The following is a 24,679-nucleotide window of genomic DNA, read 5'->3' on the forward strand; positions in this document are numbered from 1 at the left end:
CGGACACCTTGGACGTATCGGCGGGTGCGGACGGCTTGGGCGCTGGCGGCGCGGCGGTGGGCGCTGGCGGCGTGGACGCCTTCGGTGCCACGGTTGCCGCGTGCGTCGCGACCGTCCCAGGTGCCCCGGTTGCCACAGGCGCCGCTGCCGGTGCCGTCGCCGCGATGTGCGCGCGCTCTTGCTCGCGTTGACGCAGGATGCGGCGTTGGATTTTCCCGGTCGTGGTCATCGGCAATTCGTCGACGAACTCGATCTCTTTCGGGTATTCGTACGGCGCCAGGCGCTCACGAACATGCTCTTGCAGGTTTTCGATGATCTCGCCGCGGTCGCGCTGGGCGAATTCGGGCGTCAGCACGACATAGGCCTTGACCAGCGCGCCCCGTTCGGCGTCCGGCTTGGGCACCACGGCGGCGTTGGCCACGGCGGGGTGGCCGACCAGGCAGCTTTCGATTTCGCCGGGACCGATGCGGTAACCGGCCGACTTGAACACGTCATCGGCACGCCCGGCGTACCAAAGGTAGCCGTCCGCGTCGACGGTGGCCAGGTCGCCCGTCAGGCACCAGTCGCCCTTGAATTTGGCTTGGGTGGCGGCTTCGTTGCGCCAATAGCCCAGGAACATCACGGGGTCGGGAAAGCCATGGATGTCCAGCCGGTTGACGGCAATTTCCCCGGTTTCACCAGGCGCCACCAGCTGCCCATCGTCGTTCAGCACCGACACCTGATGGCCGGGATACGGGCGGCCCATGCTGCCCGCGCGGGCGGGCCAGCGCTTCTGGCTATTGCCCACCACGTAGTTCATTTCGGTTTGGCCGAACATCTCGTTGGGCGTCACGCCCAGCGCCGACTGGCACCATTCAAATACCGTTTCCCCCACGCTTTCGCCCGCACTCATGATCGAACGCAGCGCCAGCTGGTAATGGTCGCGGGGCTTGGGCACCGCCTTCATCATCATTTTCAGCGCCGTGGGAAACAGGAAAGTATTGGTGACCTGGTAGCGCTCCATGAGCTCAAACGCGCGCTCGGGCGAAAAGCGGCCGCGCGTGCCCACAATGGGATGGCCGAAATACAGGGTCGGCAACAGCGCATCCATCATGCCGCCCGTCCAGGCCCAATCGGCTGGCGACCAGAACACGTCGCCAGGCTTGGGGAACCAGTCTTGCGAGGCGACGAAGCCCGGCAGGTTGCCGATCAACACGCTGTGGGGCAGTAGCGCGCCCTTGGGCGCGCCGGTGGTGCCTGACGTATACAGCAGAATGGCCGGGTCCGACGAACGCGTCGGAACGGCCTTGAATTCGTTGGGTTGGCGGGCAAGCAGGCTGCGCCACGGCAGCACCCGCTCGTCAGCGAAGCCGATGCCGATGATCTGTTGCAGGTTGGGGCAGTTGTCGCTGACGGCCAGCAGATTGGCGCTGGAAGCGTGGTCCACGATGGCGACCCGGGTTTCGGAGTCGCGCAAACGGGCTTCCAGTGCCTCGGGGCCGAACAGTGCCGACAGGGGCAAGACGACGCCGCCTACGGTGTAGATGGCCATGTGGGCCACCACCGTTTCCGGCCGTTGCCCCAGCACCACACCGACGCGATCGCCCCGGCCCACGCCCATCTTCACCAGGCCGTTGGCCAGCTGATTGACGGCTTCGGCCAGGCGGGCATAGGTCCAGACTTCGCGGTTGCCCGATTCGTCTTCGTAGTAGATGGCGATGCGCCGCGCATCCGGACTACTGGATGCCCAGCGGTGGCAGCACGCTTCCGCGATGTTGAACTGGGTGGGAACCAGCCAGCGGAATGTTTGGTAGAGCGCCTGATATTGGTCGTTCATGGCCCTATGTTGTAAGCATGTTGCAGCTGCGTGAACGGGCCGGCTCGCCCGTTGCCTCAGATGCAAGCATGACCTAGAGGGCCGTGAACTGCAATATCCCCGTTGCGTAATGGGGACGCATACGGGTTATCACGGGTGTTTGCTTTGGCGGCGAAGCGCTGAGGGCAGGGCGGGTAGTGACAGCGATCGCGGGGGGCGGGCAGTGGGCTCGGCCTGGCGTTCGGCCTGGATGGCGGCCCAGTCCAGCAGCTGCAACTGGCCATCGTGGGTCTCCGCCAGCGCCGACAGGCTTTCCACCCAGTCGCCGTCATTGCAGTAGAGGATGCCGCCGACGTCTCGCAATTCCGCCTTGTGGATGTGGCCGCAGACCACGCCGTCCAGGCCCCGCCGACGCGCCTCACCGGCCAGCGCTTCTTCGAAGTCGGTAATGAACGACACCGCGTTCTTGACCTTGTGCTTCAAATATTGCGACAGCGACCAGTAGTGCAGCCCCAGGCGATGCCGCAGCCGGTTGAAGTGGTGGTTGATCCACAGGGCCAGCTGATAAAGCCCGTCGCCCAGGTGGGCCAACCAGCGGCTGTGCTGGATGACGCCGTCGAATTGGTCGCCGTGCAGCACCAGCAGCCGCAAGCCTTTGGCGGTGACGTGCACGTCTTCATCCAGGATTTCAATGTCGCCGAACGCGTAGCCCGCAAATTCCCGCGCGAATTCGTCGTGGTTGCCGGGGATGAACACGACCCGCGTGCCGTTGCGCGCCTTGCGCAGGATGCGTTGAATGACGTCGTTGTGCGCGCGCGGCCAGTGCCAGTGCTTGCGCAGTTGCCAGCCGTCGACGATGTCGCCCACCAGATACAGGGTGTCCGAGTCGTTGTGGTCCAGGAAATCAAGCAGGAATTCCGCCTTGCACCCGGCAGTGCCCAGGTGAATATCGGAAATCCAAAGGGCACGCCAGTGCGCGGGGCGGATTTCGTTCACGGTCGCTTCCATGTGGGCTGTCGTCATGCCTTGGAATCAAACCATCCGGCGATGACGGGCGTGTGAAGCTATCGTGACGCTGTTGTGACGGGCGCGGCCCCCGCCGCGGGACGGCTAGCGGGATTTCTGGCGTTGCGGCGCGTTGCGCAGCCGCGTGCCAAGCAGACGGTCGTGCAGGAACTGGCCGTCCGGGTCGAACCAGGACCAGATAAAAATCGTGAACGGCGCGGCCACGATGAACATGTCCATCGACGCCCAGCCCGTGAGGCTGGCGGCGCCCCACACCACGGCCGCGCCGGCCAGCACCAGCGGCCAGACAAGCACGTAGCGCAAGATCAGGCGGCCGGTTGCCGGCGTGTTGCCGTCACGGTCCACCAGCCGGATATTCCAGGTTTTCATGGGCAGGGTCTGCCCGCGCCGACGCCAGCACAGCACGAAATACGCGCCAATCGCCACAAACAACCACGCTTGCCGCGCCGCGCGCAACTCCAGCGCGTTCTTGCTTTGCGTCAGCGTGTCCAGCAGATAGCCGGCCAGGAAGACGACGCCGAACAGCAACACGGCCTCGTACATCATGCAGGCAAAGCGGCGCAGCCGGTTGGGGGTCTGATCTAGGAAGGCGTCGGTCGTCATGGGTCGCCATTATCCGACAAAAAAAAACCCGCCGGTAAGGGCGGGTCTATAAAAGGGGCTATGCAGCCCCCAAGGGGAAAATCGTTTGGGCCGCGACGTCAGGCCCGGTCCGGCTTCAGGCGGCGGAGTGCGCGTTCTTGGCGCTCGTCTTGCCAACCAGGGCCTTCACGCCGTGAGCCAGCTTACGCAGGCCTGCGGCCAACGCCCGCATCGGGTGCGGACGGAATTGTTCTTCAATTGCCTGGAGCATCAGTTGGCGCTCGAGTTCGTCGGTCAGGCGGATGGTGTTGTTCGGGTTGATCACAATAGCCTCCACGGGCTTGCTCAGTTGTTTAGCTACTAGGGATAACCCGAATTATAGGGGTTTACCCTCAAACTGTGCAAGAGGCAGATGCAAGCTGGTGCAACACGGCAACACCTTGGTGCTGATGATGCCCCAAAACCGGGCGGCGGGGCACCATAAGCAAAGATACGGCCGGCATGTTGCGGCGCTTTTACAACGTGGCGGTGAGCGTCGGGGAAGCGGGCTGCCCGGGCGAGAACCGCCCGGGCAAGGCGGCGATCAGGCGTCGCGGTAGCCGGCGGCAACCAGTTCGAAACCGAACAGGCGGCAGTCCAGCGCGCCGTTGTGCAAGGGCACGCGGCGCTTGGGCTTCAGGCGCATCTGGTTGGGCAGCGTCATGTCGCTGGTGATGACGTGCAGCTGCCAACCGGCAAAATTGCGCTTCAGGCAGGTGGCCCAGTCACGCCACAAATCGGCGTCCTGTTCGGTCTGCATGCGCTCGCCGTAGGGTGGATTGGTGACAATCCAGCCGTGGTCGGCGGGGGCCGTTATTTCGCGGGCGTCGCCGATTTTAAAGCGGATCGAGTCGGCGGTGAGCCAGGCACGTTCGGCATTGTTCTGAGCGAATTCAATGGCTTGCGGATCCAGGTCGTAACCGACCAGGGGTGCGTCCAACTGAGGCAGGATGCGTGAACGGGCATCGTCCTTCAGGTCGCGCCAGCGATAGGCGTCATGGTCGCGCAACCGTTCGAAGCCAAAGGGACGCGAAATGCCCGGGGGCACGCCCAGGGCGATCCAGGCCGCTTCGATCAGGATGGTGCCCGAGCCGCAGAACGGGTCCAGCAGCGGGGCGGCGGGGTCCCACCCTGCCAGGGCCAGCATGCCGGCGGCCAGGTTTTCGCGCAGGGGGGCTTCGCCCTTGTCCAGGCGCCAGCCACGCTTGAAGAGCGATTCGCCGGACGTATCCAGGTATAGCGTGGCGGTGTGGCCCGTCAGGAAAAGGTGGACGCGGGCGTCCGGGCGTACGGTGTCGATGCTGGGGCGCTCGCCTTCCAGCTCGCGCAGGCGGTCGCAGATGCCATCCTTGGCGCGCAGATTGCAGTACTGCAAGCTTTGCACCGGGCTCTTGATGGCCGAGGTGTCCACGCGCAGCGTTTGTTCGGCGCCGAACCAGCGTTCCCAGGGGGTGTCGCGGGCCAGGTCCAGGATGTCGTCTTCGTGTGAGATCTCGGCGTGCGCGACCTGCACCAGGATGCGGGTCGCCAGGCGCGAATACAGGTTGGCGCGCTGCACGCCCGACCAGTCGGCGGTGAACGAGCAGCCCGCGCGGCCTGCCTGGGCGTCTTCATAGCCCAGCGCCTGCATCTCGGCCGTCAGGGCCTCTTCCAGGCCTTGAGGGCAGGGCGCGAATACGGTGAACACTTCCGCCTGGCGGGGCTCGCGCGGGCGGCGGCTGCGGGTCTCGACGCGGGGCGCGCGATCCTGGTGGTCATCGTGCGCGTCGTCCTGGTAATCGTCGTGCACGTCGGGGTAATCCGGTTGCGATGCCTCTACGGGCGGTTCGGCCTGGAAGTCGGGCGCGGGGCCGTCATCTTCGAAGGGATCGTAGAAACGGCCTGCCGGGGTGGCCGGTGCAATGTACTGGTCATCGCGCAGGCGCGGCGCGCGTTGCGGCGGGCGGCCGGAACGGGCGCTAGGTGCGGCGTCGCGACGCGTATCGTCGGAGCGGTCACGGGAAGGCTGGTTGCGATCGTATCTGCCACGCTCGGACGTGCCGCGCCCGGACGCGCCGCGCTCGGAGGAGCTACGGCCTGCCGGGCCGCGCCCTTCACCCCGGCTGGGCTGGCCGCGATCGTATTGACCGCGTTCCGCGCCGCCACGGGGCGCCTGGCCACGCGCGCCGGCGCCCGGCTTGCGGCGCGCCTCTTCTTCCTGGCGGCGTTGATAGCCTTCCGGGTCTTTCTGGCGTTCGACGTTTTCCTTGGTGCGCGAGATCTGCGCGACCAGCTTGGCGCGGGCGCCCGTGCGGGTGCGCTTGGGCGCCTCGACGGCGTGGGCGTCACGCGCCGTTTTTTTGATCGTCAGCGTCTTGCGCGGGCGGTCCTGTTCATCAGAGGACATACGAATCCTGGCGAATGTGCAAAGGTAGGGGGAATCAGAAGGGTTTGACGACGACCAGCGCCACCACCACCAAGAGCAGCAAGACGGGAACTTCGTTGAACCAGCGATAGAACTTATGCGAACGGGTGTTTTTGCCCTGTTCGAATTTACGCAGCATCAAGCCACAGGCGTGATGGTAGCCGATGACGAGCAGGACGAAAAAGAGTTTGGCGTGCATCCAGCCATTGCCCGGGCCCACGCCGATGCGGTAACCCAGATACAGCCACATGCCGAACACAATGGCCACCACGGCCAAAATGGTGGTGAAACGATACAGCCGGCGCGCCATGCCCAGCAGCGTCACCTGGACGGACGCGTCCGACTGCTGCGCCAGATTCACGAAAATGCGGGGCAGGTAGAACAACCCGGCAAACCAGGAAGCGATGAAGACGATGTGAAAGGTCTTGACCCAAAGCATGGCCATGGCGGCATCCAATCTAGGAAAGCCGCATTGTAAGGCCGCCGGATGGTCCTCCCGCGCCGCCGCTAGATCACATACAGATCCACGTATTCGTGCACCGGCATGGCCTCCAGCGCCTGCTGGTCCAGCGACACGTCAAGAATGCGCCGCTGCTGCCTGCCCGGGAACATACGCGCCAGATTGGTGCGGAACTTGGCCTCCAGCAACGGAATGCCGTCGGCGCGGCGGCGCTTGTGGCCGATCGGGTATTCGCAGACGATTTCGTCCAGCTTGGATCCGTCCACGAATTCCACCGTCAGCGCGTTCGCGATCGAGCGCTTGTCCGGATCGTGGTAATCGCGGGTGAAGGCGGGGTCTTCCACGCATACGATCTTGTCGCGCAAGACGTCGATGCGCGGGTCGCGCGCCACGTCGTCCTCGTAGTCGGCGGCCGTCAAGCGGCCGAACAGCACGGGCACCGCCACCATGTACTGGATGCAATGGTCGCGGTCGGCCGGGTTGTTCAGCGGACCCTTCTTGTCGATGATGCGGATGCACGCCTCATGCGTGCGAATGGTGATGGCCTTGATGTCTTCCGGCCGTTTGCCCAGCGCACCGAGCTTTACGTGTAGCTCCATGGCGCATTCCACGGCGGTCTGCGAATGGAACTCGGCCGGGTACGAAATCTTGAACAGCACGTTTTCCATCACGTAGCTGCCATACGGCCGCTGGAACTTGAACGGCTGGCCCTTGAAAAGCACGTCGTAAAAGCCCCACGTCTTGGCGGTAAGCACCGACGGGTAGCCCATCTCGCCGGTTTTCGCGATCAGCGCCAGGCGCACGGCGCGGCTGGTGGCGTCACCCGCCGCCCAGCTTTTCCGGCTGCCGGTGTTGGGGGCGTGGCGATACGTGCGCAGGCTTTGGCCGTCGACCCAGGCCAGCGACACGGCGTTGATGACCTCGTCGCGGTCCAGCCCCAGCATCTGCGCCACCACGGCGGTGGACGCCACCTTGACCAGCACCACGTGGTCCAGCCCGACCTTGTTGAACGAATTTTCCAGCGCGATGCAGCCCTGGATCTCATGCGCCTTGATCATGCCGGTCAGCACGTCGCGCATCGTCAAGGGGGCTTTGCCGGCGGCGACCGCGGTGCGGGACAACCAATCCGCCGTGGCCAGGATGCCGCCCAGATTGTCCGACGGATGGCCCCATTCGGCAGCCAGCCACGTGTCGTTGAAATCCAGCCAGCGGATGATCGTGCCGATGTTGAACGCGGCCTGCACCGGGTCAAGTTGAAACGACGTGCCGGGCACCTTGGCGCCATGGGGCACCACCGTGCCCGGCACAATCGGCCCCAGCAGCTTCTTGCATGCCGGGTATTCCAGCGCTTCCAGGCCGCAGCCCAGCGTGTCGATCAGGCAGTTGCGGGCGGTCTCATACGCCAGGCTGCTCTTGATCTCGTAGTTAAGAACGTAGTCCGCGATATCGACCAAAACCTGATCGGGATCGGGACGTACGTTTGAGATTGGGGCGGACATTGCGAACCCTCCTTAGCGAAGAAGTGAATACAGGTGGCCATGCCGCGCCTTGTTCTCGTTATGGTTGCGGCCGCCTTACTTGCGCTTGTCCAGCGGCACGAACTTCTGGTCTTCCGGGCCCACGTAGTTGGCGGTGGGGCGGATGATCTTGTTGTCGATGCGCTGTTCAATGATGTGGGCCGACCAGCCTGCCGTGCGCGCAATGACGAACAGCGGGGTGAACATCGACGTGGGCACGCCCATCATGTGGTAGCTGACGGCCGAGAACCAGTCCAGGTTGGGGAACATCTTCTTGATGTCCCACATGACCGTTTCCAGGCGTTCGGCGATGTCGAACATCTTGGTGCTGCCGGCCTTCTTGGACAGCTTCTTGGCCACGTCCTTGATAACCTTGTTGCGCGGGTCGGACACGGTGTAGACCGGGTGGCCAAAACCGATGATGACTTCCTTGGCCTCGACGCGGCGGCGGATGTCGGCTTCAGCTTCGTCGGGCGAGTCATAGCGCTTTTGCACGTCGAACGCCACTTCGTTGGCGCCGCCGTGCTTGGGGCCGCGCAGCGCGCCGATGGCGCCGGCAATCGACGAGAACATGTCCGAGCCCGTGCCGGCGATGACGCGCGCGGTAAAGGTCGATGCGTTGAACTCGTGTTCGGCGTACAGGTTCAAGGAGATGTGCATCGCCTTGACCCATTCGTCGCTGGGCTTTTCGCCGTGCAGCAAGTGCAGGAAGTGGCCGCCGATGCTGTCGTCGTCCGTCTGTACGTCAATCATGTGGCCGTTGTGGCTGTAGTGATACCAGTACAGCAGGGCCGAACCCAGGTTGGCCATCAGGCGGTCGGCGATGTCGCGCGCGCCCGGGGTGTTGTGGTCGTCTTTTTCGGGCAGCACGCAACCCAGCACGGACACGGCGGTGCGCATCACGTCCATGGGGTGGCTCGATGCCGGCAGCGCTTCCAGCGCCACTTGCAACTGGGCGGGCAGGCCGCGCAGGCTCTTCAGCTTTTGCTTGTAGGCGGCCAGTTCCGCCTTGTTCGGCAGCTTGCCATGGACCAGCAGGTGGGCAATTTCCTCGAACTCGCTGGTGTGGGCGATGTCCAGGATGTCGTAGCCGCGGTAGTGCAGGTCGTTGCCGCTGCGGCCGACGGTGCACAGCGCGGTGTTACCCGCAACCACGCCCGACAGGGCAACGGACTTCTTGGGTTTAAAACCGGCTTTCTCTTCCGGCTTGGCGTCCGGCTTGGCTTCTTGCTTTTTGGGAGCCGTGCTCATGTCTCTACTCCTTCACTTTCGCTGTGGTCGATGCAATGGGGGACTGGCGGGGCGGGATTACGCTTTGCCCTTTTGAAACAGAGCGTCCAGCCGGGATTCAAACTCGTGATAGCCGATGCGGTCGTACAGTTCTTCGCGCGTCTGCATCAGGTCCACCACGTTTTTCTGGTGGCCGTCGCGGCGGATGGCGGTGTAGACGGCTTCGGCGGCCTTGTTCATGGCGCGGAAGGCGGACAGCGGATACAGCACCATGCCCACGCCCACGCTCTTCAATTCTTCAACGGTGAACAACGGCGTCTTGCCGAATTCGGTGATGTTGGCCAGCACCGGCACCTTGACGGCCTTGACGAAGCGGTCGTAGGTGGGCAGGTCATAGGCGGCTTCGGCGAAGATCGCGTCGGCGCCGGCTTCCACGCAGGCCAGCGCGCGCTCAATCGCGGCGTCCACGCCATGCGAGGCGATGGCGTCGGTGCGGGCGATCAGGTAGAAGTCGCTGTCGGTGCGCGCGTCGGCAGCCGCCTTGACGCGATCGGCCATTTCTTCGGTGGTGACGATTTCCTTGCCCGGGCGATGGCCGCAGCGCTTGGCGCCAACCTGGTCTTCGATGTGGCAGGCTGCCGCGCCGAACTTGATCAGGCTCTTGACGGTGCGGGCGATGTTGAACGCCGACGGGCCAAAGCCGGTGTCGATGTCCACCACCAGCGGCACGTCGCACACGTCGGTGATGCGGCGCACGTCTGTCAGCACGTCGTCCATGGTGTTGATGCCCAGGTCGGGCAGGCCCAGCGACCCGGCCGCCACGCCGCCACCCGACAGGTAGATGGCGCGGTAGCCGGCGCGTTTGGCCAGCAACGCGTGGTTGGCGTTGATGGCGCCAATGATCTGCAGCGGGCTTTCTTCGGCAAGGGCGCGGCGGAAGAGGGCGCCGGGCGATTCGGGTCTGGACATGGTGGTCTCCGTTCTTATGGCTAGCCCACGACCTTATCGCGGGTCCGGAATATAAATCTGTCCCCTACGCGACAATCCCGGCGCGGCCGGGCCAAGAGACAGGTGTATGTTTCGGCATGAGGGGGGTACAGAAGAATTGGGCCCGCATGAACGGGCCCAATTCTGATTCAAGCGCTGCTTACTTCAGCAGGTCCTTGACGCCGTCGCGCTCTTCCAGGAGCTCTTTCAGCGTGAAGTCCAGGCGCTCGCGCGAGAAGGCGTCGATTTCCAGGCCTTCGACACGCTTGTATTCGCCGTTTTCGGTCGTGACCGGCACGCCGTAGATGATGCCTTCCGGAATGCCATACGAGCCATCCGACGGAACGCCCATCGTGACCCACTTGCCGTTGCTGCCCAGGACCCAGTCACGGACGTGGTCGATGGCGGCGTTGGCGGCCGAAGCGGCCGAGGACAGGCCGCGGGCTTCGATGATGGCGGCGCCACGCTTGCCCACGGTGGGGATGAACGTGTCGCGGTTCCAGGCGTCATCATTGATGAGCTTGGTCAGCGATTCGCCGCCGACGGTGGCGAAACGGAAGTCGGGGTACATCGTGGGCGAGTGGTTGCCCCAGACGATCAGGTTTTCGATGTCGGCAACCGGCTTGCCCGACTTGGCCGACAGCTGCGACAGGGCGCGGTTGTGGTCCAGGCGCAGCATGGCGGTGAAGTTCTTTGCCGGCAGGTCCGGCGCCGACTTCATGGCGATGTAGGCGTTGGTGTTGGCCGGGTTGCCGACCACCAGGACCTTGACGTTGCGGCTGGCCACATCGTTCAGGGCCTTGCCTTGCGCCGTGAAGATCTGGGCGTTGACCGACAGCAGGTCCTTGCGTTCCATGCCGGGGCCGCGCGGACGGGCGCCGACCAGCAGGGCCACGTCGGCATCCTTGAAGGCGGTGCGCGGATCGCTGTGGGCGGTCACTTCCTGCAGCAGCGGGAAGGCGCAGTCATCCAATTCCATGATGACGCCCTTCAGGGCCTTTTGCGCTTTCTCGTCGGGGATTTCCAGCAGTTGCAGGATGACGGGTTGATCTTTACCCAGCATTTCGCCGGAGGCGATGCGGAATAGCAGTGCGTAACCGATTTGGCCGGCGGCGCCGGTGACGGCGACACGCAAGGCAGGCTTGGACATGGACGTTCTCCGTAATGGTTTGGCGAGAAAAATCTCACCAATCAGTGTAATCGTTGGGGCATCAAAAACGGCGCGCACGAACCTGCCGGCGCGGGGCCCTGACAGCCGTGAATCCTAGAACGATTTCAGGGGTCCGTCAAACGCTCTTCTATCTTATATAAGACATAAGACGTTGGACAGCGTCCGGGCCGATATGCCACAATAGAGCGTTTATTCGAATGCGCTACAGGCCGTTTCTTCATACCCCTGGCAGCGCATTTTTGGATGTGGGTCCGCACCCATCTTGCGCTGCCCTCCCATCATCCGGATGAACATGACACTTTCAAGAAGATCCATGGCAGAGCCCCGGCCCGAAACCTCCTTACGCAATCGCGCCGCCCGTTCAACGGGCGAGGGGGCCGCTTTCAGTCCGCTCTATCGCCAGATCAAGGATCTGCTTGTCCAAAGCCTTGAGCGCGGCGAATGGAAGCCCGGCGAACTCATCCCCAGCGAAATCGATCTGGCTGCCCGTTTTCAGGTCAGCCAGGGCACGGTGCGCAAGGCGGTTGACGAGTTGGCCGCCGAGCACATGCTGCTGCGCCGCCAGGGCAAGGGCACCTTTGTTGCCACCCACCACGAAGCCCGCGTGCGCTATCGCTTCCTGCGCCTGGCCGCCGATGACGAAAGCGAGGCCGGCCGCGCCGAAAGCCGCATCCTGGAATGCCGCCGCGTGCGCGCGCCCGCCGAGGTCGCCCGTGCGCTGGACTTGCGCGCCGGCGAAACCGTCGTGATGATCCGCCGCCTGCTGTCCATGGGGCAGACGCCCACCGTCGTGGACGACATCTGGCTGCCTGGGTCCATTTTCCGTGGCCTTACCCTGGAGCTTCTGACCGCCAACAAGGCGCCGCTCTATGGCCTGTTTGAATCCGAATTTGGCGTCAGCATGGTGCGCGCGGACGAAAAGCTGCGCGCGGTCATTGCGCCGGCTGAAGTCTGTCCCCTGCTTAATGTTCCGGCCGGCACGCCGTTGTTGCAGGTAGACCGGGTGTCTTACACCTATGGTGACCGCCCCATGGAAATTCGCCGGGGTTTGTACTTGACCGATCGATACCACTACCGCAATAGTCTGAATTGATGAGCTTTTACACTACGATTTGATACCGACCCTATCTCTGGGCGAAAATAGCGTGTTTGCCCGAAAGGGCCACGGCAATTTCGCCGTCACGATTCCCTAGTTCCGAAACACCGAGGCCGTCATGTCCGACACCGCTGCCAAGCCACGTCCGCAGTTTCGCAATATTGGGCTTGCCCAAGTTGCGTTCTCCTATCGCCTGCCCCTGGCCGGCAAGCTGTCCATCTTGCACCGCATCAGCGGCATTTTGCTGTTCCTCTGTTTGCCCTTGGTCATCGTGCCGCTGTTCGCAGCTAGCGTGGCCGCACCGCAATCGTTTGCCTGGATCGCCTCCATTGCGACCAACCCGATCGTCAAGCTTGTCTTCCTGGTTCTTGTCTGGGGCTACCTGCACCACTTCTGTGCCGGCATCCGCTACCTGCTGCTGGACCTGCACATCGGTATCGACAAGCTGTCGGCCAAGAAAAGCGCCGGCGTGGTCTTCGGTGTCAGCCTGGCGCTGACGCTGGTGTTCGGTCTCAAACTGTTCGGAGTGCTGTAAATGGCCGCCGCTAAAAACTACGGACCCAAGCGCCTGGTCGTCGGCGCGCACTATGGCGTCATGGATTTCATCATCCAGCGCATCACCGCCGTCATCATGGCCGTGTATACGCTGGTGCTGCTCGTCGGCATCTTGATGATGCCTGCCTTCACGTATGAACACTGGGTCAAGCTGTTCAATTTCTACGTGGGCTTCATTCCGGTTGGCCAGATCCTGGCCTCCCTTGCATTCATTGCGTTGGCCTGGCATGCCTGGATTGGCGTGCGCGACATCTGGATGGACTACGTCAAGCCGGTGGGCTTGCGCCTGCTGCTGCAAGTGCTGACGATCCTCTGGCTGGTCGGTACGGTCGTTTACTTCGCGCAAATCCTCTGGAGCATTTAAGCCGTGGTCTCTGTCATGAAATCCTTGCCGCGCCGCCAGTTTGATGTGGTGGTCGTTGGCGCCGGTGGAGCCGGCATGCGTTGTTCGCTGCAACTGTCCCAAGCGGGGCTGTCCGTTGCAGTGCTGTCCAAAGTGTTCCCCACGCGTTCGCACACCGTTGCCGCGCAAGGCGGCGTGAGCGCCTCGCTGGGCAACATGAGCGAAGACAACTGGTACTGGCACATGTACGACACCGTCAAGGGGTCGGATTGGCTGGGCGACCAGGACGCCATCGAATTCATGTGCCGTGAAGCGCCGAACGCCGTGTACGAGCTCGAGCACTTCGGCATGCCGTTCGACCGCAACCCCGACGGCACAATCTACCAGCGTCCGTTCGGCGGCCACACCGCCAACTTCGGTGAAAAGCCGGTGCAGCGCGCCTGTGCCGCCGCCGACCGCACCGGCCACGCGCTGTTGCACACCCTCTACCAGCGCAACGTTGCCGCGCGCACCCAGTTCTTCGTCGAATGGATGGCGCTGGACCTGCTGCGCAACGAAGCCGGTGACGTCGTGGGCGTGACCGCCCTCGAAATGGAAACGGGCGAAATCTACATCCTGGAAGCCAAGACCACGGTGCTGGCCACCGGCGGCGCCGGCCGTATCTGGGCCGCTTCCACCAACGCCTTCATCAACACCGGTGACGGCCTGGGCATGGCAGCGCGCGCGGGCATCCCGCTGCAAGACATGGAATTCTGGCAGTTCCACCCCACCGGCGTGGCCGGCGCGGGCGTGCTGATCACGGAAGGCGTGCGTGGCGAAGGCGGCATCCTGTTGAACAAGGATGGCGAACGCTTCATGGAGCGCTATGCGCCCACGCTGAAAGACCTGGCCCCGCGCGACTTCGTGTCGCGCTCGATGGACCAGGAAATCAAGGAAGGCCGCGGTTGCGGTCCGGACGGCAGCTACGTCGTCCTGAAGCTGGATCACCTGGGCGCCGACGTCATCAACAAGCGTCTGCCCTCGATCCGCGAAATTGCCATCAAGTTCGGCAACGTCGACCCGATCAAGGAACCGATCCCCGTCGTTCCGACCATCCACTACCAGATGGGCGGCATTCCGGCCAACTACCACGGCCAGGTGCTGTCGCGCGAAAACGGCGAGAACAAGGTCGTCAACGGCCTGTACGCCATCGGCGAATGCGCCGCGGTGTCCGTGCACGGCGCCAACCGCCTGGGCACGAACTCGCTGCTGGACCTGATCGTGTTCGGTCGCGCCACCGGCAACCACATCGTCAATTCGCATCCCGAGCGCCAGCGCGCGCATCAGGACCTGCCGAAGGAAGCCGTGGACTTCTCGCTGGACCGCGTGAACAAGCTGGAATCGCGTACGTCCGGCGAAAAGACGCAAGACATCGGCAACGCCATCCGCTTCTCGATGCAGCGCCACTGCGGCGTGTTCCGCACGCTGGAACTGCTGAACGAAGGCGTGACGCAGATCGAAGATCTGGCCAAGCAAGCCGACAGCATCTACTTCAAGGACAAGTCCAAGGTGTTCAACACCGCGCGCGTCGAAGCGCTGGAACTGGCCAACATGACCGAAGTGGCCCGCGCCACGATCAAGTCGGCCGCTGCCCGTACGGAAAGCCGTGGCGCTCACGCGCTGGACGACCACCCGACGCGCGACGACGAGAACTGGCTCAAGCACACGCTGTGGTATTCCGAAGGCAGCCGCCTGGATTACAAGCCCGTGCAGATGAAGCCGCTCACCGTTGAGTCCTTCCCGCCCAAGGCGCGTACCTTCTAAGTCCGGATAGAGCCCATTATGAGCACCAAGAGAATCGTCAAGTTCGAAATCTACCGCTACGATCCGGACAAGGACGAGCGCCCCTACATGCAAAAGCTGGACGTTGAACTCCAGCCCACCGACAAGATGCTGCTTGATGCGCTGGTGCGCATCAAGAACGACGTCGATGACAGCCTGGCCCTGCGCCGCTCGTGCCGTGAAGGCGTGTGCGGTTCGGACGCCATGAACATCAACGGCAAGAACGGCCTGGCCTGCACGACGAACCTGCGTGAATTGAAGGAACCCATCGTTCTGCGTCCGCTGCCGGGCTTGCCCGTCATCCGCGACCTGATCGTGGACATGACGCACTTCTTCAACCAGTACCACTCGATTCGTCCGTACCTCATCAACGATGCGCCGCCGCCCGAAAAAGAGCGCCTGCAATCGCCCGAGGCACGCGAGGAATTGGACGGCCTGTACGAGTGCATCCTGTGCGCGTGCTGTTCCACGTCCTGCCCGTCGTTCTGGTGGAATCCGGACAAGTTCGTCGGCCCGGCCGGCCTGCTGCAAGCCTACCGTTTCATTGCGGACAGCCGCGACGAAGCCACCGGCGAGCGCCTGGACAACCTGGAAGATCCGTACCGCTTGTTCCGTTGCCACACCATCATGAACTGCGTCGACGTCTGTCCCAAGGGGCTGAACCCGACCAAGGCAATCGGCAAGATCAAGGAACTGATGGTCCGCCGTACGGTCTAGTGTCTATCTAGCGTGAAGACTTTTGTTTTTATGGTGTAAAGATGAGCAGGCTAACTGAACTGGAGCGGGCGCGTCTGCGTTGGCGGGCGCGCCGCGGCCTGCTCGAAAACGACTTGATCATCACTCGGTATCTTGACGCTTACGAGGCTGAACTTACCGATGATGATGTGGCCGCATTGACCCAGCTGTTCGAGATGGGAGACAACGATCTTCTCGACCTGCTGCTGGCCCGCAAGGAACTCGAAGGTGAACTGGATACTCCCAGGCTTCGGGGCATTATTGGCCAGATGCGCGCACTCTGATTAATGTGAGAGGAATAAACATGAACCTGTCTGACAAAAAAGCCACTCTATCCTTCTCGGATGGCAGCGCACCCATTGAGTTCCCTGTCTACAAGGGCACGGTCGGTCCGGATGTGATCGACATCCGCAAGCTGTATGGCCAGACGGGCATGTTCACGTTTGACCCCGGCTTCATGTCCACCGCGGCTTGCGAATCCGGTATCACGTACATCGACGGCGACAAGGGCGAACTGCTGTATCGCGGCTACCCCATCGAGCAATTGGCCGTCAATTGCGACTTCATGGACATCTGCTACCTGATCCTGAACGGCGAACTGCCGAACCAGGAACAGAAGGCCGACTTTGATTCGCAAGTGACCCATCACACGATGGTCAACGAACAGCTGCACTTCTTCCTGCGTGGCTTCCGCCGCGACGCCCACCCGATGGCCGTCCTGACGGGCCTGGTCGGTGCGCTGTCCGCGTTTTACCACGACTCCACCGACATCACGAACCCGCAGCATCGTCACATCTCGGCCATCCGCCTGATCGCCAAGATGCCGACGCTGGTTGCGATGGCGTACAAGTACTCGCAAGGCCAACCGTTCATCTATCCGCAGAACGACCTGTCCTACACGGGCAACTTCCTGCGCATGATGTTCGCCACGCCGTGCGAAGACTACAAGGTCAACGAAGTTGTTGAACGCGCGCTGGATCGCATCTTCATCCTGCACGCCGACCACGAGCAAAATGCCTCGACCTCGACCGTGCGCCTGTGCGGTTCGTCGGGCACCAACCCGTTCGCGGCCATCTCGGCTGGCGTGGCTTGCCTGTGGGGCCCGGCTCACGGCGGCGCCAACGAAGCTTGCCTGCAAATGCTGGAAGAGCTGCAAGCCAACGGCGGCATCGACAAGGTCGGTGAGTTCATGGAGAAGGTCAAGGACAAGAACTCGGGCGTGCGCCTGATGGGCTTTGGCCACCGCGTCTACAAGAACTACGACCCGCGCGCCAAGCTGATGCAGGAAACCTGCAAGGAAGTGCTCTCGGCCCTGGGCCTGGAAAACGACCCGCTGTTCAAGCTGGCCATGGAACTGGAACGCATCGCCCTGTCGGATCCGTACTTCGTCCAGCGCAAGCTGTACCCGAACGTGGACTTCTACTCGGGTATCGTCCAGCGCGCCATCGGCATCCCGACCTCGCTGTTCACGGCCATCTTCGCGCTGGCCCGCACGGTGGGCTGGATTGCCCAGTGGAACGAAATGCTGTCGGATCCCGACTACAAGATCGGCCGTCCGCGCCAGCTGTTCACCGGTTCGGTGACCCGCGACGTGCCCCCGATGGACAAGCGTTAATCCGCTTTCCGTTTCGGCAAGTCAGTGACAAGAAACCGCCTTCGGGCGGTTTTTTGTTGCGCGCTCGGCAGCGGCGATGGCGCGATTGATATCCGGATATCATGCTGGCCATGATTCCCATCTCATTGCCATCGGCCAATTTTTACCTGCTGCTTTTGTTCGGCATGCTTGCCGGCGTCGTGCTGGGTGTGTGGGCTCTGGTGCTGGCCATCAGCGCCAGCCATCGCCGCACCGTCCGCAAATATTGGAAGACGTCGGCCGCGTTGTTCGTGGTGCTGGCGGTGCCCTTTGCGTTCTTCGCCTGGGTGCAGATCATCATCGGCCAGATCGAACGCGAGAGCGAACGGGCCGAGGCTGCGCGCAATGTCACGCTGGAACAGGCAAGCACAGTGGGTGGCGTGGCCATGCCCGCCGGCACCCGCCTGAAGCTGCAAGACGAAGGGCAGTGGGAAACATATGTGGCGGCCGAATTCCCGGCACCCACCCCGATCTTCGAGGTGCAAGCCACACTGGCGCGCCGCTATCTGGACGCCGAATACGAAAAAGAAACGTACGCGCTGATCCGCCGGTATCCCCGCAGCATCATCCTGAAAGGCCAAGGCGATCAGACCGTGCTGGGATGGCGCTGTGACAGTACGCACGACATCGAATTCGATACCCAGCCCGACGGCACGATGAAGGCCTTGGACCAATGCCGCCTGGGTACCGGCAACAACGTCGACGGCATGGCCATTCACGCGGGCTCGGTGCTATATGGCTCGACCGGTACGGTGTACGTGGATGGCTCGACCGACCCTGACCGCTGGCGCATTGAAGTGAAGGACCCCGTGGCGGTCAAGGTATTCGGACTGATGTTGAGCGAGCCCAGGATTTATCTGGATGCCGACCGCCATCTGCTGCGCGTCAGCGATTCGGAGCTTGCCTGCCGGGTACGGTTCGGCGGCTTTGACTACGCCGAGGGCACGCAGGTCAAGACCATCAGGCGTGTGATTGATGGGCAGCGGGAACCCTTTCCCGGCGTGCTCGTGTTCAGCCCGTCATCGGGGCAGGTGGCCAAGCGGGAAGGCCATGCGGACGTGCCGCCGGGCATGTCCGTCATGCAGGCGTTCGATGGAACCTTGCTGGGCATCGTCACGAACGATGAGGTCGGCGTCTTCAAGTTTGCAACGTTCAGCGTTGGCGACGAAGCACCGACCGCACCGGCTCGGGCGCGCTGCCCTCAGTAGCGGCGCGGCGCTTGCACGGGCGCACCGCCGCAGCCGGGCAGTCGCACCCGCCGCGCCTACACGCTGATATGGCGCGCCATCAGCACCGCGAACAGCGGCAGGAAGATAAACAGGTGTGATTCGATCATCACCCAGCGACGCACGCGCTTGATCTCGGGCAGCGTGGGCACGAAGCCAGCCTGCTGGCGCGACTGTTTTGCCCAACGGAAAATCGCCAAGGTGGGCGGGATCGAACAGAGCGCGATGATGACGAACAGCGTGATCTTGGCGTGAAACCACGGGCTGCTCATGTAAAACGCCGCGCCCTTCGCGCCCTGCGTCAGGCGCAGCAGACCGGTAATCAGCACCAGCACGGCGCTGACGCCGTAAAGACGGTCGTAGATCACCAGGCGCTTGACGCCCGCGGCGGTCAGGTCCGGGCGTAGCAATACGGCTTCGGCGGTCAGCACAACCACCAGTACAAATATCGCAAGGTAATGGAACCAGGCGTATAGCGCGTCGGCCAGCATGTCGTCTCCAGGGTAGGGGTGAAGCATGGTTTTACCATTGGCCGGTGGCGGCGCGTGGTGCGGTGGATATAAAAAAACGCACCGGGGCGATCAGCCGGCGCCGTCGAAAAGACAGCATGAAAAAAGGCGCCCCGAAGGGCGCCTTTTGCGTCAGGACAAGCGCGGTATCAACGGCGCTTCTTGGCGGCGTCGGCGGCTTCCTGCTGCGCGTCCACAACGGCCAGCGCCGTCATGTTGACGATACGGCGCACGGTGGCGCTGGTCGTCAGGATGTGCACCGGGCGCGCGGCGCCCAGCAGGATCGGACCCATCGCGACGCCATTGCTGCCCGTCATCTTCAGCATGTTGTACGTGATGTTGCCCGTGTCCAGGTTCGGCATGACCAGCAGGTTGGCGCGACCCTTGAGCGTGCTGTCCGGGTAGGCCAGCACACGGATCTTTTCCGACAAGGCGGCGTCGGCGTGCATTTCGCCGTCTACTTCCAGATCCGGCGCGCGGTCTTGCACCAGCTTGCTGGCGGCGGCCATCTTCTTGGACGATTCCGTGACGCGGCTGCCAAAGTTCGAATGCGACAGCAGGGCGATCTTCGGCACCACGCCAAAACGCAGCATTTCGTCCGCGGCCTGGATGGTGATGTTGGCCACTTCTTCCGCCGTCGGGTTTTCGTTGACGTGGGTGTCGGTGACGAACAGCGTCTGGTCGGGCAGCATCAGCACGTTCAGCGCGGCGTACGTCTGGCCTTCTTTCTTGCCGATGATCTCGTCGACGTACTTGAGCTGGTTGTCGTACTTGCTGGCCACGCCGCACAGCAGCGCGTCGGCGTCACCGCGACGCAGCAGCATCGCGCCGATCAGCGTGTTGTGCTTGCGGATCATCGCCTTGGCGATGGCCGGCGTCACGCCTTCACGGCCCTTGAGCTGGTAGTACGCATTCCAGGTTTCGTTAAAGCGGCTGTCGTCTTCAGGGTCGACAATTTCGAAGTGCTCGCCGGCCACCAGGCGCAGGCCGGCCTTGTTGATGCGCATTTCGATGACCGACGGGCGGCCGATCAGGATCGGCCGCGCCAGCTTTTCGTCGACCACGGTTTGCACGGCGCGCAGGACGCGCTCGTCTTCGCCGTCGGCGTAGATGACGCGCTTGGGCGCCTTCTTGGCCTGGGCGAACAGCGGACGCATCAGCTGGCCCGAGTGGTACACAAAGCCCATCAGCTTCTGGCGATAGGCTTCGATGTCTTCGATGGGGCGGGCGGCCACGCCGGAGTCGGCGGCGGCTTGGGCCACGGCCGGCGCAATCTGGAAGATCAGGCGGGGGTCGAAGGGCTTGGGGATGATGTAGTCGGGGCCGAACGACAGTTCCTGGCCGGCGTAGGCGCGGGCCACTTCATCGTTTTGTTCGGCTTGTGCCAGCTCGGCAATGGCCTTCACGCAAGCCAGCTTCATTTCTTCCGTGATGCGCGAGGCGCCGGCGTCCATGGCGCCGCGGAAGATGAACGGGAAGCACAGCACGTTGTTGACCTGGTTCGGGTAGTCCGAACGGCCGGTGGCGATGATGCAATCCGGGCGGGCGGCCTTGGCCACTTCCGGGCGGATTTCCGGTTCGGGGTTGGCCAACGCCAGGATCAGCGGACGGTCGGCCATGGTCTTGACCATGTCGCCCGTCAACACGCCGGAGGTCGAGCAGCCCAGGAACACGTCGGCGCCGTTGACCACATCGGCCAGCGTGCGCGCGTCGGTCTTTTGCGCGTAGCGCTTCTTGTTGGCTTCCATGTTTTCGTCGCGGCCGTCCCAGATGACGCCGCGCGAGTCCACCACATAGATGTTCTCGCGCTTGACGCCCAGGTGCACCAGCAGGTCCAGGCAGGCGATGGCGGCAGCGCCCGCGCCCGAGCAAGCCAGCTTGACCGCGCCGATGTCCTTGCCCACGACCTTCAGGCCGTTCAGGATGGCGGCCGACGAAATGATGGCGGTGCCGTGCTGGTCGTCATGGAAGACGGGAATCTTCATGCGCTCGCGCAGCTTCTTCTCGATGTAGAAGCACTCGGGCGCCTTGATGTCTTCCAGGTTGACGCCGCCCAGCGTGGGCTCCAGCGCCGCGATGATGTCGACCAGCTTGTCCGGATCGTTCTCGGCCAGTTCGATGTCGAACACGTCGATGCCGGCAAACTTCTTGAACAGGCAGCCCTTGCCTTCCATGACCGGCTTGGCGGCCAGCGGGCCGATGTTGCCCAGACCCAGGACGGCGGTGCCGTTGGTGATCACGCCCACCAGGTTGCCGCGCGAGGTGTACTTGGACGCCGCGTCTTCACCCTGGTCGAAGATGGCCATGCAAGCTGCCGCCACGCCGGGCGAGTAGGCCAGGGACAAGTCGTCCTGGTTGGCCAGCGTCTTGGTCGGCACGACCGAGATTTTGCCGGGGGTGGGATAGGCGTGGTAATCCAACGCCAGTTTGGTAAGAGTTTCGTCCATGGGATCGGGGCCTCTGAGGCACTAACTGAGAAAGAAAACGGGATGAAAAGCGAAGATGACAAACGGCGGGCTCGCGGCCCGCCGGTTTCTTTGCGAAATGCTTAGGGAACACCCGTATTTCACCAGAAAGCGCGGGCGCTTGGTTGTTGCAGTGCAGCGATCAGGCGGGTTTGGTCAAAAACCCGTCGGATTTATTTGAAGCTGCGCTGAAAGCCGGCGATGCCTTTGCCGGAGGAGCGGGCACGCGCTTCGACGCGGCCGCCGTAGCCCGTAGCCCGTACCCGTACCGGTTTGTGCCTCGTCTACAACTCCCAGGGCGGCGTCTGGCGCGTGCCCGCGTTCAGGCGCTGACGCATGGCGTCGGCGTCTCCCTGCCGGCCCAGGCTGTCCAGCGCGTACAGCACGATCCAGTCGGCGCTGACTTCGAAGAAGTCGCGCAGTTGCGCGCGGGTGTCACTGCGGCCGAAGCCGTCGGTGCCCAGCGTGCGGTATGGCGCGGGCACCCAGGCGCGGATCTGTTCAGGCACGGCGCGCACATAGTCGGTGGCGGCAATCACCGGCGCGTCGCTGCCGCCCAGGCAGGTGCGAACCCAATCCGCGTCGTCGGCGGCTTCCAGGCCCAGGACGCGGGCGCGCTCGGCTTGGCGGCCATCGCGGGCCAACTCAGAAAAGCTGGTCACGCTCCAGACCTCGGCATCCACGCCGTAGTCAGCGTGCAGCCGGTCGGCCGCCATGTCGGCTTCGCGCAGCATGGGCCCGGCGCCCAGCAGCCGGACCTGTGCCTGTACGCGCGCGGCCCGCAGCCGGTACATGCCGCGCAGGATGCCGACGCGCACGGCGGGGTCGGCGGGCATGTCGGGCTGCGCCAGGTTTTCGTTGGTGACGGTCAGGTAGAAGAATTCGTCGTGCTGCTCGTCCAGCATGCGGCGCATGCCGTGTTCGACGATGACGGCAACTTCAAACGCATACGCGGGATCGTAGGCGCGGCAGTTCGGCACGGCGGCGGCCATGATGTGGCTGGAGCCGTCCTGATGCTGCAAGCCTTCGCCGCCCAACGTGGTGCGGCCCGACGTGGCGCCGATCAAAAAGCCGCGCGTGCGTTGGTCAGCGGCGGCCCAGATCAGGTCGCCGATGCGCTGGAAGCCGAACATCGAGTAATAGATATAGAAGGGCAACATCGGCAAGCCGTTGACCGAATAGCTGGTGCCCGCCGCCGTCCACGACGAAATCGCGCCGGCTTCGGTAATGCCTTCCTCAAGGATCTGCCCGTCGCGCGCTTCGCGGTAATACAGCACCGAGCCGATGTCCTCGGGTTCGTACAACTGGCCTTGCGCTGAATAGATGCCGATCTGCCGGAACAGGTTTGCCATGCCGAAGGTGCGGGCCTCGTCAGCCACGATGGGTACGATGCGCGAGCCCACCGTGGCGTCTTTCAGCAGCCCGGTCAGCATGCGCACGATGGCCATGGTGGACGACATTTCCTTGCCGTCGGCGGCCAGCGCGAAGCGCGCCCACTGTTCGACGGCGGGCGGCGCCAGGCGTGGAGATTCGGTGCGACGGCGGGGGATGTGGCCGCCCAGCGCCGCGCGGCGGGCTTGCAGGTGGCGCAGTTCGGCGCTGTCTTCGGCCGGGCGGTAGAACTTCAGGGCCAGGCAGTCGGCATCTGAAATGGGCAAGGCAAAGCGGTCGCGAAACGCCAGCAGCGCTTCATCGTCCAGCTTTTTCTGCTGATGCGTCGTCATCTTGCCCTGGCCCGCGGCGCCCATGCCGAAGCCTTTTTTCGTCTGCGCCAGAATCACGGTAGGTTGTCCGCGATGCTGCGCGGCGCGGTGATAAGCCGCATGGATCTTCACCATGTCATGGCCACCGCGATGCAGGCGGTCGATGGCTTCGTCGGTCCAGTCGGCCACCAGCGCCGCCAGTTCCGGGTTCTGGTTGAAGAAGTGGGCGCGGTTGAAGGCGCCGTCATTGGCGGCAAAGGTCTGGAATTGCCCGTCCACCGTGTTGGCGAAGGCTCGGGCCAGCGCGCCGTTCGTGTCGCGGCGAAGCAGGGCGTCCCAGTCGCTGCCCCACACCAGCTTGATGACGTTCCAGCCGGCGCCGGCGTACAGGGTTTCAAGCTCGTCGATGATGCGGCCGTTGCCGCGCACCGGGCCGTCCAGCCGTTGCAGGTTGCAGTTGACGACGAACACCAGGTTGTCCAGCTTTTCGCGCGCGGCGAGCGTCAGCGCGGCGATGGATTCGGGTTCGTCCATTTCGCCGTCGCCGAAAATGCCCCAGACCTTGCGGTCGCCGGCGGGCACCAGCGAGCGGTGTTCCAGGTAGCGCATGAAGCGCGCCTGGTAAATGGCGTTGATGGGTCCGATGCCCATGGACCCTGTCGGGAACTGCCAGAAGTCCGGCATCAGCCAGGGGTGCGGGTAGGACGACAACCCGCGCAGGCCGCGCGCGGTGGCGGTGATTTCCTGTCGAAAATGCGCCAGATCGTCTTCGCCCAGAAAGCCTTCAAGGAAGGCGCGGGCGTACACGCCGGGCGCGGAGTGCGGCTGCATGTAGACCAGGTCACCCGGGCCGTCGGCGGTTTGCGCGCGGAAGAAGTGGTTGAAGCCGACTTCGAACAAGTCGGCGGCCGATGCATAGCTGGCAATGTGGCCGCCAAGTTCCCCGTGCGCCTGGTTGGCACGCACGACCATGGCCAGCGCGTTCCAGCGGTTGATGCGGGCGATGCGTTCTTCAACGGCCAGGTTGCCGGGAAAAGGCGGTTCCTGGTCGGCCGGTATCGTGTTCAGGTAGGCGGTGCGCGTCTGGCTGTTGGCGCGCAGTCCCAGGGACGCGGCATGCCCCAGCAGGCTGTCCAGCACGTAGCCCGCGCGGCTTGCTCCGCCCGCGTCGACCAGTGATTGCAGGGCGTCGCGCCATTCGGCGGTTTCGGCCGGGTCGGCATCGGTGGGGTGGTCATGCCCCGGGGCGGGGTGGCTTGCGTCACGCATGGGGTGTTGTCTCCTGTTATCGCTCCATCCTAGACCTGTGTGGATGGCATGAGTCATCAAATTGCGGGGAAGACGCCTTGAATTTCAGCATAATATTTTGCGGACATTTCCAA

The 24,679-nt window shown here is 63.5% G+C and carries 20 protein-coding genes and 1 pseudogene; 8 read left to right on the forward strand and 13 right to left on the reverse strand.

Annotated features, from left to right (window positions below):
• Positions 1-169 precede the first annotated feature (169 nt).
• From DVB37_RS06330 to DVB37_RS06375, 10 genes and pseudogenes are all read right to left on the reverse strand, one after another.
• Positions 170-1,816, reverse strand: a pseudogene (locus DVB37_RS06330) (acyl-CoA synthetase); the annotation flags it as partial.
• Between the two features lie 129 nt (positions 1,817-1,945).
• The gene (locus DVB37_RS06335; RefSeq protein ID WP_120154333.1) at positions 1,946-2,818 is read right to left on the reverse strand and encodes a UDP-2,3-diacylglucosamine diphosphatase; all 873 of its coding nucleotides are present in this window, start codon (positions 2,816-2,818) and stop codon (positions 1,946-1,948) included.
• Positions 2,819-2,905: 87 nt separating this feature from the next.
• Positions 2,906-3,424: an RDD family protein gene (locus DVB37_RS06340; protein WP_120154335.1), complete on the reverse strand. Its 519-nt coding sequence runs from the start codon at positions 3,422-3,424 to the stop codon at positions 2,906-2,908.
• 115 nt (positions 3,425-3,539) lie between these two features.
• Positions 3,540-3,728 (reverse strand): hypothetical protein, encoded by a 189-nt coding sequence (locus DVB37_RS06345; RefSeq protein WP_046802652.1) that lies wholly within the window; start codon positions 3,726-3,728, stop codon positions 3,540-3,542.
• 258 nt (positions 3,729-3,986) lie between these two features.
• Positions 3,987-5,363 carry a class I SAM-dependent RNA methyltransferase gene (locus DVB37_RS06350; RefSeq protein WP_371683137.1) on the reverse strand — a complete coding sequence of 459 codons (1,377 nt, stop codon included), beginning with the start codon at positions 5,361-5,363 and terminating at the stop codon, positions 3,987-3,989.
• Positions 5,364-5,862: 499 nt separating this feature from the next.
• Entirely contained in the window at positions 5,863-6,291 is a 429-nt protein-coding gene (locus tag DVB37_RS06355; protein ID WP_185975319.1) for a CopD family protein, read from the reverse strand.
• A gap of 62 nt (positions 6,292-6,353) precedes the next feature.
• On the reverse strand, positions 6,354-7,805 hold the full coding sequence (locus DVB37_RS06360; protein WP_120154339.1) for a bifunctional 2-methylcitrate dehydratase/aconitate hydratase: 1,452 nt from the start codon (positions 7,803-7,805) through the stop codon (positions 6,354-6,356).
• 75 nt (positions 7,806-7,880) lie between these two features.
• Positions 7,881-9,074 (reverse strand): 2-methylcitrate synthase, encoded by a 1,194-nt coding sequence (prpC, locus tag DVB37_RS06365; protein WP_104143074.1) that lies wholly within the window; start codon positions 9,072-9,074, stop codon positions 7,881-7,883.
• Positions 9,075-9,131: 57 nt separating this feature from the next.
• On the reverse strand, positions 9,132-10,022 hold the full coding sequence (gene prpB / locus DVB37_RS06370; RefSeq protein WP_006218121.1) for a methylisocitrate lyase: 891 nt from the start codon (positions 10,020-10,022) through the stop codon (positions 9,132-9,134).
• A 178-nt stretch (positions 10,023-10,200) separates the two neighbouring features.
• Positions 10,201-11,190 (reverse strand): malate dehydrogenase, encoded by a 990-nt coding sequence (locus DVB37_RS06375; RefSeq protein ID WP_006218122.1) that lies wholly within the window; start codon positions 11,188-11,190, stop codon positions 10,201-10,203.
• 334 nt (positions 11,191-11,524) lie between these two features.
• Between DVB37_RS06375 and DVB37_RS06380 the strand changes: the two genes are divergently transcribed.
• The 8 genes from DVB37_RS06380 to DVB37_RS06415 all read left to right on the forward strand — a co-directional run bounded on the left by DVB37_RS06380 (position 11,525) and on the right by DVB37_RS06415 (position 18,602).
• Positions 11,525-12,304 (forward strand): GntR family transcriptional regulator, encoded by a 780-nt coding sequence (locus tag DVB37_RS06380; RefSeq protein ID WP_104143076.1) that lies wholly within the window; start codon positions 11,525-11,527, stop codon positions 12,302-12,304.
• 121 nt (positions 12,305-12,425) lie between these two features.
• Positions 12,426-12,842 (forward strand): succinate dehydrogenase, cytochrome b556 subunit, encoded by a 417-nt coding sequence (gene sdhC / locus DVB37_RS06385; RefSeq protein WP_046802658.1) that lies wholly within the window; start codon positions 12,426-12,428, stop codon positions 12,840-12,842.
• Positions 12,843-13,226 (forward strand): succinate dehydrogenase, hydrophobic membrane anchor protein, encoded by a 384-nt coding sequence (gene sdhD, locus DVB37_RS06390; protein WP_046802659.1) that lies wholly within the window; start codon positions 12,843-12,845, stop codon positions 13,224-13,226.
• Between the two features lie 3 nt (positions 13,227-13,229).
• The gene (sdhA, locus tag DVB37_RS06395) at positions 13,230-15,008 is read left to right on the forward strand and encodes a succinate dehydrogenase flavoprotein subunit (protein ID WP_046802660.1); all 1,779 of its coding nucleotides are present in this window, start codon (positions 13,230-13,232) and stop codon (positions 15,006-15,008) included.
• Positions 15,009-15,026: 18 nt separating this feature from the next.
• The gene (locus DVB37_RS06400) at positions 15,027-15,743 is read left to right on the forward strand and encodes a succinate dehydrogenase iron-sulfur subunit (protein WP_006218127.1); all 717 of its coding nucleotides are present in this window, start codon (positions 15,027-15,029) and stop codon (positions 15,741-15,743) included.
• A 41-nt stretch (positions 15,744-15,784) separates the two neighbouring features.
• On the forward strand, positions 15,785-16,045 hold the full coding sequence (locus DVB37_RS06405) for a succinate dehydrogenase assembly factor 2 (RefSeq protein WP_046802661.1): 261 nt from the start codon (positions 15,785-15,787) through the stop codon (positions 16,043-16,045).
• A gap of 20 nt (positions 16,046-16,065) precedes the next feature.
• On the forward strand, positions 16,066-17,376 hold the full coding sequence (locus tag DVB37_RS06410; protein ID WP_006218129.1) for a citrate synthase: 1,311 nt from the start codon (positions 16,066-16,068) through the stop codon (positions 17,374-17,376).
• 110 nt (positions 17,377-17,486) lie between these two features.
• Positions 17,487-18,602 carry a hypothetical protein gene (locus tag DVB37_RS06415; RefSeq protein ID WP_120157404.1) on the forward strand — a complete coding sequence of 372 codons (1,116 nt, stop codon included), beginning with the start codon at positions 17,487-17,489 and terminating at the stop codon, positions 18,600-18,602.
• Positions 18,603-18,658: 56 nt separating this feature from the next.
• Here the strand turns inward: DVB37_RS06415 and DVB37_RS06420 are convergent, their stop codons facing one another.
• The 3 genes from DVB37_RS06420 to mdeB form a co-directional block, all read right to left on the reverse strand.
• Positions 18,659-19,111: a DUF2214 family protein gene (locus DVB37_RS06420; protein WP_120154341.1), complete on the reverse strand. Its 453-nt coding sequence runs from the start codon at positions 19,109-19,111 to the stop codon at positions 18,659-18,661.
• A 167-nt stretch (positions 19,112-19,278) separates the two neighbouring features.
• Positions 19,279-21,576 carry an NADP-dependent malic enzyme gene (locus tag DVB37_RS06425; protein WP_046802663.1) on the reverse strand — a complete coding sequence of 766 codons (2,298 nt, stop codon included), beginning with the start codon at positions 21,574-21,576 and terminating at the stop codon, positions 19,279-19,281.
• A gap of 302 nt (positions 21,577-21,878) precedes the next feature.
• Positions 21,879-24,566 (reverse strand): alpha-ketoglutarate dehydrogenase, encoded by a 2,688-nt coding sequence (mdeB, locus tag DVB37_RS06430; RefSeq protein WP_120154343.1) that lies wholly within the window; start codon positions 24,564-24,566, stop codon positions 21,879-21,881.
• Between the last annotated feature and the right edge of the window lie 113 nt (positions 24,567-24,679).

The sequence above is a fragment of the Achromobacter sp. B7 genome (assembly GCF_003600685.1).
GTDB lineage: Bacteria > Pseudomonadota > Gammaproteobacteria > Burkholderiales > Burkholderiaceae_B > Achromobacter > Achromobacter spanius_B.

Excerpts from the sequence above, each read along its gene's own strand:
- DVB37_RS06425 (WP_046802663.1), bottom strand. The coding sequence starts at position 21,576 with ATGGACGAAACTCTTACCAAACTGGCGTTGGATTACCACGCCTATCCC.
- DVB37_RS06360 (WP_120154339.1), bottom strand. The coding sequence starts at position 7,805 with ATGTCCGCCCCAATCTCAAACGTACGTCCCGATCCCGATCAGGTTTTG.
- DVB37_RS06380 (WP_104143076.1), top strand. The coding sequence starts at position 11,525 with ATGGCAGAGCCCCGGCCCGAAACCTCCTTACGCAATCGCGCCGCCCGT.
- mdeB (WP_120154343.1), bottom strand. The coding sequence starts at position 24,566 with ATGCGTGACGCAAGCCACCCCGCCCCGGGGCATGACCACCCCACCGAT.
- prpC (WP_104143074.1), bottom strand. The coding sequence starts at position 9,074 with ATGAGCACGGCTCCCAAAAAGCAAGAAGCCAAGCCGGACGCCAAGCCG.
- sdhD (WP_046802659.1), top strand. The coding sequence starts at position 12,843 with ATGGCCGCCGCTAAAAACTACGGACCCAAGCGCCTGGTCGTCGGCGCG.
- DVB37_RS06405 (WP_046802661.1), top strand. The coding sequence starts at position 15,785 with ATGAGCAGGCTAACTGAACTGGAGCGGGCGCGTCTGCGTTGGCGGGCG.
- DVB37_RS06375 (WP_006218122.1), bottom strand. The coding sequence starts at position 11,190 with ATGTCCAAGCCTGCCTTGCGTGTCGCCGTCACCGGCGCCGCCGGCCAA.
- sdhC (WP_046802658.1), top strand. The coding sequence starts at position 12,426 with ATGTCCGACACCGCTGCCAAGCCACGTCCGCAGTTTCGCAATATTGGG.
- prpB (WP_006218121.1), bottom strand. The coding sequence starts at position 10,022 with ATGTCCAGACCCGAATCGCCCGGCGCCCTCTTCCGCCGCGCCCTTGCC.
- DVB37_RS06420 (WP_120154341.1), bottom strand. The coding sequence starts at position 19,111 with ATGCTGGCCGACGCGCTATACGCCTGGTTCCATTACCTTGCGATATTT.
- DVB37_RS06340 (WP_120154335.1), bottom strand. The coding sequence starts at position 3,424 with ATGACGACCGACGCCTTCCTAGATCAGACCCCCAACCGGCTGCGCCGC.
- DVB37_RS06355 (WP_185975319.1), bottom strand. The coding sequence starts at position 6,291 with ATGGCCATGCTTTGGGTCAAGACCTTTCACATCGTCTTCATCGCTTCC.
- DVB37_RS06335 (WP_120154333.1), bottom strand. The coding sequence starts at position 2,818 with ATGACGACAGCCCACATGGAAGCGACCGTGAACGAAATCCGCCCCGCG.
- DVB37_RS06410 (WP_006218129.1), top strand. The coding sequence starts at position 16,066 with ATGAACCTGTCTGACAAAAAAGCCACTCTATCCTTCTCGGATGGCAGC.
- DVB37_RS06415 (WP_120157404.1), top strand. The coding sequence starts at position 17,487 with ATGATTCCCATCTCATTGCCATCGGCCAATTTTTACCTGCTGCTTTTG.
- DVB37_RS06400 (WP_006218127.1), top strand. The coding sequence starts at position 15,027 with ATGAGCACCAAGAGAATCGTCAAGTTCGAAATCTACCGCTACGATCCG.